This is a genomic window from Sorangiineae bacterium MSr11954 (genome assembly GCA_037157815.1).
GTDB lineage: Bacteria > Myxococcota_A > Polyangia > Polyangiales > Polyangiaceae > Pendulispora > Pendulispora albinea.
In genome coordinates, this window is sequence record CP089984.1 from 9,678,295 (window position 1) to 9,691,740 (window position 13,446).

Here is a 13,446-nt window from a genome sequence, read left to right on the forward strand (position 1 = left end):
GACGGACCAAACGCTATTAGGACCTGGTGCCACCGATGACAACTTACAGTCGTATTTTATTCGAAGATGCACCCAATGCGATGAAATCCAAAGAGCATTCGACGAGCCGGCCGACTTCTTAAATCAGTAGAACATCCTTCAAATATCTTAACGAGCCTCGGAACCGGAGCTCCTCGATATGGTAATAATCCACTGAACCAACGATGGTTCATGATGGCAACGGAGATGCGACGGAGCCGTCGATGCCGAACTGGCCTTAAATTGGACTGCTCGGGGCGAGCGAGCTCGGTGAACGACACGTTGTACACATCATCGATGTTCGATAGGCACAATCGACTGGCGCGACTCGTACGATGTTCCTACGCCGCCGTGAACAGCGTGCACGCTCGCCATGCTCGTGCGTGCGGCATGCTCGCGGCGTTCCCACTTGACGGCCTCGTGTCTTTTTACACGGCTCGAAAGATGAATTGCGAAGTTCAGGATCGCGACGTAGTCCTATTGCACATCCCTTCCACGATTTGTACATCGAATTCAACGAGTGCTGTTGTATTTCCCACACCGCATGTCCATGCCATTTGAGCGCACCCGTGTGCTCGATCGCGATCCGCACCCTGACGTGTCGCGTACGTCTGCGTCCGGGTGCATCGCGCGCATCGGAGCTCGTGAACGTGCGCAGGTCCGCTCCCCGAGTCTACGTAGGTCCACTTCCCAAAAAACACGGTGCGTCCGAGCTCGTGAACGTGCGCAGGTCCGCTCCTCGGAGCGTGCGGGGCGTCAGGTTCCGAAGTGACCGGCGCGGCGTTTTCCGGACCGATCGAGCGACACGAGGTTCGGCGGCGCGTCCGAGAATGGGGTGACGGGGTCCGTTCGAAGGTTTATTTATCGCATGATGCTCCGAACGCCCGCGCTCCTGATCCTCGCCGCGTCCGCGTGCACGCCCAGCGCGCCGCCTTCGTCCGCGGCGGCCGAAAAGGGCGCGCCGCCGGCCGGCGCGACGGAAACGCGAGCCGGCGGGGCCGGCGAAACGAACGCTCCGCCCACGAGCGTCGATGTCGGATGTCAAAATAACAAACCGTATGCACCACCGGTCGGTGTCGAGACCGTGCCGGTCACGTTACGGGTTCAAATACGTCTGCCGTCCTTTCGGACAACCCTTGGCTGTGTCCTTCTCGATGGTGCGAGGCTGTTCACGGCCAATGTGACGACGCGGCTGGTCAACGGCGAGAGCCTCATCGAGCAGACCGTCCAAATCCCGCGCGCCGCCGAACACAAGGTGGAGTTCTTCGTTCGCGCGATCCCCATTCGTTTTCCCACCTACCAGTGTGATATCCGCTCGGAGCACGTCTTTCGCGTCACGGGCACGAACGGCGGCGGCGGCAGCATCGACGCGCTCTCCTACGAAAACGAGAAAGAACAACACATCGAGCGCCGCCCCGCCATCGTCTGGAGCGACTCCAGCACCATCGAGAGCATACCGGCCCCCAATCCGGTGCGATCGCCGGCCGCACCCGGCACGCCCTAACACTACTCAGTCAATTTATGGTGGAGCGAACAGGCGCACCGGAGCGCTGCATCGCGGGCAAGGCGTAGTGAGGCACTGCAGGAGACGCTTCCGAATCGAAGGGAGCGTCGCCGGCCGGTGCGGGTCCTCGCTACGCCGAAGCTTTATTTTCGCGGAGGCGTTCCTGTTGAAGAAACGCGAAGCTCACGAGAGTGAGAAGTGCGTGGTGATGAAGGCCACGCCAGGAGCGACCCTCGAAGTGGTCGAGCCCGAGCTCCTCTTTTAGCTGCTGGTGGCCTTGCTCGATCACCTTGACGCAAACCACCAAATCGTCCTGACAGAGGGATAGCGTGCTCGATCGTGAGCTTGTCGCCGGTAACGACGACGCGCTCAAGAAGAAGACGGACGATCCTTTGGCGCTCGGTGAAGTCGAGCTTGTCGAATCCCTTGCGGAGTGTCGAGGCGAAGGCCGCGAGGTCATCGGCGATGCGTGTAACGCGGGTGGAGTCCATCTGCTGACCAATCAAGTCCTCGCCTCGGAGGCTGACGGAGTCCATGGCACTGTCGAGTCTCTCGCGTCGGGACTTCAGTTGCTCGACGCTGATCGCTCCTCGTTGGTATGCGTCGATCAATCGCTCGACTTGGAGTTCGAGTTGTCGTCTCGCTCCTTCCAGGCGCGCGAGCTCCTTGGCAACGCTCGACGCGGCTTGACGACTTGTTCGCCATAGTTCGAGTTCGCGTTGGAGCATTGCGGGGCTCTGCACCCAAGATCGAATCGCGTCCCACACAACACCGTCGAGTTCCTCTGCGCGCACGCGCTTGGCGGTGCACTTGCTCATTCGCCCGGTGTCGACAGGATCGCGGCGAGCACATTCATAGTAAAAATACTCGTAGCGCTTGCACACGCTCGACTGGTGCCCACACGCCATCTTCCAACCGCACTCACCGCACGTGACGAGAGCCCGCAGCAAGTAGTCATGCTGCACGTTGCGTGGCGCCCAGATTTTGTTCTTCGCCAGCCGTGTCCGCACGCACTCTTGATCCTTTTCGGTAACGAGCGAAGGAATCGAAACGTGTAGCCATTGCGCCCGCGGGCGGATGACGTGCGAGCTCTTCGCGTTCTTACGATATCCACCAGGACGACGCGGACGCTTTGGCTCTGCGGGTTCGCGTTTGCCGTACGTCGCCATGCCCGTGTACGCAGCGTTGGTCAGGATGACGTGCACGCTGCCTGCGACCCAGATCTTGGCGCGGCGCGGCTTGATGCCGAGCGCGTTCAATCGTTTGGCGACTTGCCGTGCACTCAGCCCTTCGTCGAGCACCCATCGATACATCGCACGGACATTCTGCGCCTCGACCTCGTCGATCACAATGCTTCCACCGGGCACGGCCTTCGTCCTGACGATCGCGTATCCGTACGGCGGTATTCCAAAAGGAAGCATTCGACCTTCGCGCACTTTGTGCATTCGTCCTCGCCGCGTACGTTCCAGGATCTTGGCACGCTCGTACTCGGCGATCACGCCTTGCATCTGGACAAGCAGTCGATCCTCCGCACGCTCGCCGACAGGATGTTCAACGAAGTGTACGCGCACCCCACGCTTGGTGAGCTCTTCGAGGATGACCTGCTGATGGACGTAACTTCGCGCGAGCCGATCAGGACAATATATGTAAATTACATCTATCAATCCATCTGCCGCGGCGTCGCGAAGTGCATCGAACGCGGGGCGGTCCAAACGCGACCCGCTGAATCCTTCATCGACATAGCGCCGATCCGGCGCGATGCTCACGCCACCAGCGGCGCACGCGCGTTCGATCGCTTCGACTTGCGAGCCGATCGTTTTCTCTTGCTCCTGGCGCGCCGTTGAAACGCGCGCGTACAGCGCCGCTCGGTTCTTCATGCATCACGCTCCTCGAGAACGCCGACGCTCGTGGGGATGAGGAGCCTCGACCTCTCGTTGTTGTCCGTTTGCATTGCGCGGGCGGCGGCCTCTCGGACGATCACGAGCTTCACCACCTGCCCGAGTCGTTCCAAACCGTCGGATTGCGGTCTCGCGCGTAACTCGACCTTCCATTTTCGCTTCGCCATCGCCGATGGCCTCCCCGCGCGAGGGAGCCCCATCACGACTCGCGCCGCAGGGCAAGTTTTCGGCTACGCCGCGATGTCGCGATCGACGAACCAGCTTGAAAACTCGTCGCTCCAGCGCGAAGCGGACCAAGATTTTACGGTTTGCGTCTGGGCTTCCTCGCACGACCAGCGCGCTTTGATCGCGCCCACGACTTTCCGAAGCGATGCGTCGGTTGGATGGTTCGTTAGGTAGTACTTCTTTTCGCCGTTCGCTCGTTCTTCACAGACGAGCCAGGCCTCCGTGCCGGGCAAACGGCATCCGACGCCGGTTCGCTTGCCGTCTGCGATGGCGACGCGACAACGAGCGAAGCGGGCACTCATCGGTCTGCCTGTCGTCGTTGTTCGCCAGGTGACTTTCTTGAATCCTTTATCACCGAGGGCCTGAATCATCTCCGAGGCGGCATCGACGGGGTGGCTCGGAATCGGATGTTTCTGATTTCCGATGCGAGCTGGCATCTTGGTTTTCACGTTGGCCGGATAGACCTGTTGAGTCGACTGTACTCCGAGTGCCCAGAGCAGCCCTTCGCTCGAAAGCGCCTCGCGAAACTCTGTGCAGTGGCCGTAACCGGCGTCGGCCAGCACCGTCCCGAACCGAACGCCCGCTTTCCGAAGGCGTCTCACTTCGTCGATCGCGATCCTCCACTTCTCGCGAAAGACGACGTTGTCCGGGATGCCCACTTTCGCGCGTCGCTCCGGGTCGGCAGCCCAATCCATCGGAACGTAGAGCTGCAAGGACAGCGGAAGGGGAACGATGTCGTTGGCCAACGTCACGGACACCAAGCACTGACAGTTCGCCTGTTTTCCGAGCGCTCCGCAGTACTGATGTGCGACGCCAACCGATTCGCTTCCCTTCTTTGGGAGTGCGGTGTCGTCGATGATCAAGAACGCATCGTCCGCACCAAGTAATGCATCCGCCTTCTCCCACAGCACTTCTTCGACCGCCGCGGCGTCCCAAGCAGACTCGCTTACGAAGTGACGCAACTCCTGCTCGTGACCAGGCGCAACTCGCTCTGCCAGCGGCTCGATACTCTTCCGCTCGCCGGGCAGCAGTAGCCCTCGCAGGTAGAGCGGTGCCCAATACCTGCGTTTCTTCGTCCGCCACGCCGCGAGAAAGGGCTCGAGGAACCGATCGAAGCGCTGCTCCCAACCTGTCGAAGACACGGCCCACAATGGAGCAGAGCGGCCGCCGAATGGAAAGTAAAAAGTGACCGAGTAGTGCTAACCGAGATACCGGTTCTCCGTCATTCGGTTCCGGGCGGCGCTTCGCGACCGCGGCGCGCGATCAGGGAAGGACGCCGAGCTCGTCGAGCGAAGCATCGAGCTCCGCGGCGTCGCGGTAGACGCGATAGGCCCCCGCGCCCGACAGCTCGTCTTCGCCGTAGCCGCCGGTCAGAAGACCGATGCTCATCATGCGCGCGCGCCGCGCCGCGAGGAGATCCCACACGGCGTCGCCGATGACGTAACACTCCTCGGCCGCAACGGACAGACGCGACTGGCAGGCCAGAAAGAGATCCGGCTCCGGCTTGGCGCGCGCCACGTCCCCGCGCTCGATGACCACGGTGCTCGCGGGGATCTCGAGCGCGCGGAGCGACGGATCGATCTCGGGACGGCGCCCCGAGGTGGCGATGCCATGGGGAACCTCCAGCTCGCGCAACCGGCGCAGGAGCGCGATGGCGCCGGGAAGCGGCCGGCGCTCGGGGAGCAGCTGGCGAAAGATGACACCGTGCCGATCTTGCAGCGCGCGCGCCTCGCCGGGCTCGAGGCTGCGACCCAGCTCGCGCGCGAGCGCCCGCGTGAACAGGCCGCCGCTCATGCCGATCTTGCGGTGAATGCGCCACCCGTCGATGGACATGCCCGCCTCCGCGAGCGCCTGCTGCCACGCAAAGACGTGGGCGTAAACCGTATCGACCAGGGTACCGTCGAGATCGAAGATGAGGGCGCGCATGCCACGGATTTAGCGCGTCTCCTTGCGCATGTCCTGCACCCGATACCGGCCTCGGCACGCATCGTGCTGAGGTCGACACCCTCCTCGTCGGATCGACCGCCCGACGATCTCGAAAAAAAAGCGCCGCGCATTTGTCGACTCGGCACCGGCTCGTTCGACTTCCAGATGGAGGCAAGCGGACCATCATGATGCGCACGACACCGAAATCGACCACCGTGGGCCGGCGAGATGCGTTGAAGGCGCTCGGCGGCTTGGGCACCCTGCTCGTATGGGGCTGTCATCCGAACGGAGAAAGCTCGTCCACCCCCCCGCCCGATCGCGTGGGCAAAACCATGGCCGGCTATGTCGAGCGCGGCGAGGTGCCGGGCGTCGTCACCCTGGTCAGCCGGCGCGGCGAGGTGCGCGTGGACGCGTTCGGGCACAAGGCCATCGGCGGCAAGGCCCCCGTCCAGCGCGACACCATCTTCCGCATCGCATCGATGAGCAAACCCATCACCGCCGCCGCCGCCATGATCCTGGTGGAGGAGGGCAAGCTGCGCCTGGACTCGCCCATCGATGGCCTGCTCCCGGAGCTCGCCAACCGCCGGGTGCTGCGGCGGCTCGATGGCCCGCTCGATGATACCGTGCCCGCCAAGCGCGCCATCACCGTGCGCGATCTGCTGACGTTTCGCATGGGATTCGGGCTGCTGATGGTGCCGCCCGAGGCTTACCCCATCGTCAAAGCGGCCAATGAGCTCAAGGTCAGCGTGGGCGCGCCGCGGCCGCAGGAGACACCCGCGCCCGACGAGTGGCTGCGCCGCCTGGGCACCTTGCCGCTCATGCACCAGCCGGGCGAAAAATGGATGTATCATACAGGCGCCGACGTCCTGGGCATCGCGATCGCGCGCGCATCGGGCCGCTCGTTCGGCGCGTTCCTCGAGGAGCGCATCTTTCAGCCGCTCGGCATGAAGGACACCGGCTTCGCGGTCCCCGCGGCCACGATCGATCGACTGGCCACCAGCTATTCGCCGAATGTCACCACCGGGAAGCTCGAGCTCTTCGACGAGGCGGCCGGCGGCCAGTGGAGCCGCCCGCCCGCGTTCCCATCGGGCGGCGGCGGCCTCGCCTCCACCGCCGACGATATGCTCGCCTTCGGTCGCATGATGCTGGACGGGGGAACGCTCGGCGGCACGCGCGTCCTGCGCAGCGAGTCGGTGCAGAGCATGATCACGGACCAACTGACCCCGGAGCAGAAGGCCAGCGCCATCTTCGCCGAGGGTTTCTTCGACAGCCGCGGCTGGGGGTTTGGCCAATCGATCATCACCGGCCGCGACGAGCTGGGGCGGCCCGTCGGGACCTTCGGCTGGGACGGCGGCTTGGGCACCTCGTGGTACTGCAACCCCAAAGAAGACGTCATTGGCATCCTCATGACCCAACGCGCTTGGACTTCGCCGAATCCACCGAACGTGTGCCGCGACTTTTGGCGCTCGGTCTACGCGAGCGGCTGACCCCTGCCGTCTGCAGCGCCCGCGCGCGATTGCGCCGGATGGTCTCGTCGATGGACCTCAGCACCGATCGCGCGTCGCCCGTCAAATAAGCAACTTGGCAATCCTTGCCCACCACGCCGCTCTCCGCGATGCTCGCGATGACCCGCCGCGCGCAGCGCATTTGAATGCCGGGCCGATCTTCGCGGACGTCGCGCCCTCGTTTCAAATCGAGCGCGATGGCCGTCCGCCGCTCGGGATCGGGGGACGAGACGTCCACCACGATGAAATCGCCGCCGAACGCGCGCTGATGGACGCGGTAAATCCACAAATGCGTGCGCTCGGCCAGCTCGCGAGCAAATGTGTATTCGCTGTCTTTGAAGGCGAACGCGCACGCCAGCTCCGCGCGTTTGCCCGCGCGGTGCTCCAGCCGCGCGACGAGCCGTTCGACGACGCCTCTCCTCGCCAGCTCCGCGCGGCGAAGGAGCAATACGAAACGATACGAATGACGGGATGCCATGGACACGCACCAAGCCTTCGCGGAGCGCGCTCCTCGGAGCACGGCCGCAGATTGGAAAACACGTCGGTCGACCCCGTCACAGTGCCTTCCGTGCGAAAACGCGAAACGCGAAGACGCAGGAGAACATCGACGGCGGACGAACTCGGAAGGACGGTTTAGGCTTGGACGTAGCGCATGGCGGGCCTCGCCGGGTGACGAGCGGAAGAAGGCTTAAGCCATTTTGGCCGCCAAAGCAAGGAAGCGGCCGCTCAGTCAGGTGGGACATCAAAACGAACAACGCGACACGCGCCTACACATCGAAAGGAGTGACTCGGAACGAAAGGTGACGAGGTCCGGAGAGGTCCATGTTCATCGCCAAGCTGCTCGTCCCCTTTGCCCTCGCGGCCGCCATCCTGGCCGTACCCACCGTTGCCAACGCGGAAAACACGCTCACCGGGGCAACGCAAAGTGCCACCGCGGCATCGTCGCTCAGCGCCCGCCTGGATGCCTTACGCCAGGGAGAGCGCGAGCTCGACGCGCGCGCCAAGGCCATACGCGTGCGCATGGAGAAGGCGGAGCCACGGCTCCGCCGGCACTCGAAGCGCATCCTGGTCACGGTGGAAGAAACGCAAGTGTCCATTGCGACCCGCCTCGACATTCTCCAGACCACCACCACGGAGATGGAGGAGGCCAGCATTCAGAACATGGAGAAAATGTACAAAGAGGCCATCAAGCTGCTCCAGCGGGTCGAAAGCTGGTATCAGCCCCCGGCCAACAAGCGACGCACCCCTTGAGGTGCATTGCTGAAGCGGAATTTTTCAACTCGGTCCTATACGCGCTGCGATTCCATATCCTATAGTCGCGTCGAATAGGAAACCACGCCAATGGAACGCCGCTCATCTCGTGAGGCGCGCCTTCGAGCTGGCTCCTGGGGGACCGCCGTGACAGCCGTATTGGCGATCTCCATCGTTGCCGGCTCGCGCAATCTCTCACAATTCGACGCTGCGCTCGTGGGCTATACGTTCGCGACGCTTTTTGCAGCATTTGGCATTACTTATCGTTATGCCATATGGCTCCAGCGGCCTCCCACCCAGATGTACTGGAGGCGCGCCTGGCAGGTCTTCTTGGCCCCGCGATTTTTCGCGCGAAACATGGCGCTCGCCGCGCGGCGAGCCGTCGTCGACCTGGGCGCAAACCGCTTTATTTTCCGGCGCGGCATCCTTCGAGGCGCGGCCCACTGGTGCATCATGTGGGGCTGCCTCGTCTCGGCGGCCATTACATTTCCGCTCGTTTGGGGGTGGATTCACTTCGAGACCGTGCCCGGCCACGTCGATTGGTACCGGGCTTTTCTATTCGGTCTTCCGGCGGGAGATTTTCCCGTCCATTCGGCATTTGCGTTCATAATTTTTCATGGCCTTGTTTGGGCCTCATTTCTGGTCATTGTCGGCGTTATGATCGCATTCCGTAGGCGAATGATGGATCATGGCGCCGCCGCCGTGCAGCAATTCGGTGAGGACATCCTGCCGCTCGTCTTGCTCCTCGGCATCAGCGTGACAGGTCTGATGCTGACCGTGAGCTATTCTTGGATGAAGGGATACGCATACTCCTTTCTCGCGGTCCTTCATGCGTTCGTCGTCATTATGACATTACTCTGGCTTCCGTTCGGTAAGCTCTTTCACGTTTTCCAACGCCCGGCGCAACTCGGTGTCAGCTTCTACAAAGACGCCGTCGAGCGCGGAGAGCAAGCCCGCTGCCGCCGTTGCGACAAACCCTATGCCGGCAGCGCGATGGTGCGCGACCTCATCACGGTCGAACGCGAGCTCGGCTTTCGTTACGAGCTGCGCGGCCATGTCGAGCATTATCAATGGATTTGTCCTCGCTGCCGGCGCGCGCTCTTCGGGCTGGCACAAACCGCAATGTGGAAGCCCGGCCCCGCGCCGGAATCCGTGGAGGATTGAAATATGGCAAAGATCCCCACCTCGGACCTCGCCATCACGCGAGCCTATGGTCCCCACCTCTCGGCCGCCGTCCGCATGGGCGGCGAGCCGGAGAAGCTCGTCAAAACCCACTGCTGTTTCTGTGGTCAGCAATGCGGCATCCAGCTGAAGGTGCGCCAGAACGAGGTCATCGGCTTCGAGCCCTGGGACGAATTCCCATTCAACCGTGGAATGCTCTGCCCCAAAGGCGTGAAGCGCTACTTGCAAGGCTCGCACCCCGACCGCCTTCAGAGCGCCCTGCGCCGCGATCCATCGAGCCCATCGGGTTTTCGACCCATGCCGTACACCGAGGCCATCGAGCTCGCCGCGCGCGAGCTCGGGCGGCTGCAAGAAGCGCACGGTCCGAGCAGCGTGGCGGTGCTGGGCGGCGCCAGCCTGACCACGGAAAAGGCTTACCTGCTGGGCAAGTTTGCGCGCGTCGCGTTGAAGACACCGTACATCGACTACAACGGGCGCCTCTGCATGGTGAGCGCCGGGGCCGGCAACCGCAGGGCATTCGGCATCGACCGGGTCACCAGCCCTTGGTCGGACATGCTGGAGACCGGGGTGGTCTGGGTCGCCGGCACCAACGTGGCCGACTGCTCGCCCATCACCACCAACTACGTGTGGCAGGCGCGCGAAAACGGGGCCAAGGTCATCGTGCAGGATCCGCGCATCACGCCCATCGCGCGCACCTGCGATCTGTATTTGCCCGTGCGCCCCGGCCGCGACGCCGCGCTCTTCGCCGGCGTCCTCCACCTTCTGATCGAGAACGCCGACAAGGGATGGATCGACCGGGACTTCATCGCGGCGAACACCATCGGGTTCGAGAAGGCGGCCGACTACTGCCGCGCGTGGACCCCCGCGCGCACCGCCGAGGTCACCGGCGTGCCCGAGCGGTCCATCCGCCAGGCGGCGGAGATATGGGGCTCGGCGCGATCGAGCTTCCTCCTGCACGCGCGCGGCATCGAGCACCACTCGAACGGCGTCGAGAACGTGCTCGGCGCCATCAACTTGGTGCTCGCCACCGGGCGCATCGGAAAGCCGAACAGCGGCTACGGCACCATCGTGGGCCAAGCCAACGGGCAAGGGGGGCGCGAGCACGGCCAAAAGTGCGATCAGCTCCCCGGCCTTCGCGACATCTCGAACCCCGAGCACCGCAAATACGTCGCCCGCATTTGGGGCATCGAGGAGCGCGACATGCCGGGCCCCGGGGTCGACGCGTACGAGATCTTTCGCAAGATCGACGCGGGCGAGATCAAGGGGCTGCTCTCCATCTGCTTCAACCCCAAGGTATCGTTGCCCGACAGCGGGTTCGTCACTCGGGCGCTCGAGAAGCTCGAGTTCTACGCGGCCATCGACTTCTTCCTCAACGACACCGCGCGCCACGCCGATCTGGTGCTCGCCGGGAGCCTCCAGGAGGAGGACGAGGGGACGGTCACCCAAGTCGAAGGGAGGGTCATCAAGATCAACCAAGCCGTCGAGCCGCCGGGCGAGGCACGGCAAGACTGGCGCATCGTTCAAGATGTGGCGCGCGCCATGGGGCGGCCAAAGGGCTTCGATTTCGAGAGCCCGCGCGACATCTTCAACGAGCTGCGCGTCGCCAGCCAGTACGGCATCGCCGACTACTCGGGGATCACCTACGAGAAGCTCACGGAACAAATGGGCGTCTTCTGGCCATGCCCCGCGGAAGATCCAAAGACCCGCCATCCGACGCCGAACCACCCGGGCACACCGAGGCTCTTCGAGCCCGGCAGCTACAACCCGATTGCAAAGGGCGCGGGCCCCTTTTATTTCCCCGATGGCAAGGCGCGCTTCCACGCCGCGGAGTACCGCACACCGGTGGACGACCCCGACGAATCGTATCCCCTTTTTCTGACCACGGGGCGGGTGGTGAGCCAGTTCCTATCCGGTACGCAGACGCGCCGCATCGGGCCGCTGGTCGACCAATATCCGGAGCCGCGCATCGAGATGCACCCGAGGCTCGCGGCCAAGCACGGCATCGCCGACGGCGATTGGGTCACCTGCGAGACGCGCCGCGCCGAAATCACCTTGCGCGCCATGGTGGTGACCACCATACGCCCCGATACGCTCTTCGTTCCTTATCACTGGGCGGGCCCCAAGAGCATCAACCGCCTCACGGTGGCGGCGCAGGATCCCATCAGCAAGATCCCTCAATTCAAGGTCTGCGCGTGCCGGCTCCGCAAGGCGGCCGGCGCCCCCGACTACACGGCGACCCTCGAACCGCAGCAGTGACCTCGCGAGCCATCGATGCCCCACCACGCCCACCTCGAGTTCTTCCTCGATCCGAGCCGATGCATCGGTTGCCAGTCGTGCGTCCAAGCGTGCAGCGAATGCGACACGCACAAGGGCGACTCCATGATTCACCTCGAGTACATCGATCGCAGCCAGAGCGTGCAGACGGTGCCCATGGTCTGCATGCACTGCGAGCAGCCCACGTGCGCCGAGGTCTGCCCGGCCGACGCCATCAAGCGCACGGGCGACGGAATCGTGCAGAGTGCACGCAAACCGCGCTGCATCGCCTGCGGCAACTGCGTGATGGCCTGCCCCTTCGGTGTTCCAGAGTTGTACATCGATCGTCAAATCATGATGAAGTGCGATATGTGCTACGACCGCACGTCCATTGGGAAGAAGCCCATGTGCGCCACCGTCTGCCCTAGCCAGGCGCTCTTCTTCGGCACCCGCGAGCAAATCGATGCGCTCCGCCCGCAGTCGATGCCGACCAATCGATTCACCTTTGGCGAACAGACGATTACGACGCGCGTCAACGTCATGGTGCCCAGGCACAAAGCCCCGCCGGCGCCCCACCTGGACGTGACGTCGGCGATGGATGAGCGCCCCCAAAATCGCACGGTTCGATTGAAGGTCGTGCGCAGCGAGGCGGCGGTCGAACCGCGCATCGACGACCCCTTCGGCGAAGTGGAGATCTGACATGTCCGACGATGCCAAGCGCCGCGCGCTCGCGGCCGAGGAGCTCGATCCCTCCGAAATCACGACGTCGCCCGACGGCGAGCCGCTCGCCTTACAACCGATTTGGCGGGGCGATTTCCCCATCGACGCCCCCGTCGACCAATACGTCGCGCGCCGCAACTTCGCGAGGCTCCTCGTCCTGACCAGCGGGGCCTTCGTCGCCGGGCAAGCGTGGCTGGCCGCGAAAGATCTGGTGCGCAAGCGGCGCGCGCCCCCGCCGCGCATCACCATCGCCACCTTGAAGGACATCCCGGTCGGCGCATCCCTCGTCTTCCACTATCCGACCCCCCGCGACCGCTGTCTCCTGCTTCGCCCCGAGGTGAAGCTGCTCGTCGCCTACAGCCAGGCGTGCACGCACCTCTCGTGCGCCGTGGTGCCGCGTATGTCGGAGGGTGTTTTGCATTGCCCTTGTCATCAAGGCTACTTCGATCTGCGCACGGGGCAGAACATCGCAGGCCCCCCACCGCGCCCTTTACCGCGTATCTTGCTCACCATCGAGGGCACCGACGTCATCGCCACCGGCGTCGAGGAGAGAATGGTGTAACCATGGTCATCTCGCGTCACTTCTCGCGGCAGCAACGGAGCGCGGTCCTCTACGGAATTCTCTGCTTCGTTTTGACCCTGGTCGCGCTCCAGCTCTGGCTGCTCACCGCCACGGTGGACGCGTGGCTCGGCGGCGACGACTCCATCGTCTGGCCGGCCCTCGGCGCGAGCAGCGTGTGCCTGTCGTTCAACCTGGGCCTACTGCGTCATCTTCGCATCGAATGAGCACGGGCGCCCATTCACGAGTACACGGACCGGACCTATTTCAAATCAGCATCACCGCATCACGAAACGAACACCTTACACGCTGAGAACATGGCGCGCCCATCTTGCGTTCCGGGACCGCCAGGAGGGTATGGGGATGTCGCGGTGGATTTCGGAGTGGAACCCCGAAGACGAAGGG

At 63.6% G+C, this 13,446-nt stretch carries 11 protein-coding genes and 2 pseudogenes; 8 read left to right on the plus strand and 5 right to left on the minus strand.

Annotated features, from left to right (window positions below; genetic code table 11):
* Positions 1–886: 886 nt before the first annotated feature.
* On the plus strand, positions 887–1,522 hold the full coding sequence (locus tag LZC94_37730) for a hypothetical protein (GenBank protein WXB13567.1): 636 nt from the start codon (positions 887–889) through the stop codon (positions 1,520–1,522).
* Between the two features lie 154 nt (positions 1,523–1,676).
* Here LZC94_37730 and LZC94_37735 read toward each other — a convergent pair.
* The 4 genes and pseudogenes from LZC94_37735 to LZC94_37750 all read right to left on the minus strand — a co-directional run bounded on the left by LZC94_37735 (position 1,677) and on the right by LZC94_37750 (position 5,571).
* Positions 1,677–1,811: pseudogene (locus tag LZC94_37735) on the minus strand (IS701 family transposase).
* A 520-nt stretch (positions 1,812–2,331) separates the two neighbouring features.
* Positions 2,332–3,399, minus strand: a pseudogene (locus tag LZC94_37740) (recombinase family protein).
* 251 nt (positions 3,400–3,650) lie between these two features.
* Positions 3,651–4,787: an IS701 family transposase gene (locus LZC94_37745; protein WXB13568.1), complete on the minus strand. Its 1,137-nt coding sequence runs from the start codon at positions 4,785–4,787 to the stop codon at positions 3,651–3,653.
* 121 nt (positions 4,788–4,908) lie between these two features.
* Positions 4,909–5,571: an HAD family hydrolase gene (locus LZC94_37750; protein ID WXB13569.1), complete on the minus strand. Its 663-nt coding sequence runs from the start codon at positions 5,569–5,571 to the stop codon at positions 4,909–4,911.
* Positions 5,572–5,756: 185 nt separating this feature from the next.
* On the opposite strand from LZC94_37750, the gene LZC94_37755 reads away from it, so the two are divergent.
* Complete coding sequence (locus tag LZC94_37755; protein WXB13570.1) at positions 5,757–7,058, plus strand: beta-lactamase family protein; 1,302 nt, start codon at positions 5,757–5,759, stop codon at positions 7,056–7,058.
* Here the strand turns inward: LZC94_37755 and LZC94_37760 are convergent.
* Complete coding sequence (locus LZC94_37760) at positions 6,976–7,554, minus strand: hypothetical protein (protein ID WXB13571.1); 579 nt, start codon at positions 7,552–7,554, stop codon at positions 6,976–6,978. The genes LZC94_37755 and LZC94_37760 overlap by 83 nt on opposite strands.
* Before the next feature lie 344 nt (positions 7,555–7,898).
* Between LZC94_37760 and LZC94_37765 the strand changes: the two genes are divergently transcribed.
* The 6 genes from LZC94_37765 (at position 7,899) to LZC94_37790 (ending at position 13,268) form a co-directional block, all read left to right on the plus strand.
* The gene (locus tag LZC94_37765) at positions 7,899–8,327 is read left to right on the plus strand and encodes a hypothetical protein (GenBank protein ID WXB13572.1); all 429 of its coding nucleotides are present in this window, start codon (positions 7,899–7,901) and stop codon (positions 8,325–8,327) included.
* A 147-nt stretch (positions 8,328–8,474) separates the two neighbouring features.
* Complete coding sequence (locus LZC94_37770) at positions 8,475–9,491, plus strand: hypothetical protein (GenBank protein ID WXB13573.1); 1,017 nt, start codon at positions 8,475–8,477, stop codon at positions 9,489–9,491.
* Between the two features lie 3 nt (positions 9,492–9,494).
* Positions 9,495–11,765, plus strand: a complete 2,271-nt coding sequence (locus LZC94_37775) for a molybdopterin oxidoreductase family protein (protein ID WXB13574.1) — start codon at positions 9,495–9,497, stop codon at positions 11,763–11,765.
* A 15-nt stretch (positions 11,766–11,780) separates the two neighbouring features.
* Positions 11,781–12,461, plus strand: a complete 681-nt coding sequence (locus tag LZC94_37780; GenBank protein WXB13575.1) for a 4Fe-4S binding protein — start codon at positions 11,781–11,783, stop codon at positions 12,459–12,461.
* A gap of 1 nt (position 12,462) precedes the next feature.
* The gene (locus LZC94_37785) at positions 12,463–13,044 is read left to right on the plus strand and encodes a Rieske 2Fe-2S domain-containing protein (protein ID WXB13576.1); all 582 of its coding nucleotides are present in this window, start codon (positions 12,463–12,465) and stop codon (positions 13,042–13,044) included.
* A 2-nt stretch (positions 13,045–13,046) separates the two neighbouring features.
* Positions 13,047–13,268, plus strand: coding sequence for a hypothetical protein (locus tag LZC94_37790; GenBank protein ID WXB13577.1), 222 nt, complete (start codon positions 13,047–13,049; stop codon positions 13,266–13,268).
* Positions 13,269–13,446: the final 178 nt, after the last annotated feature.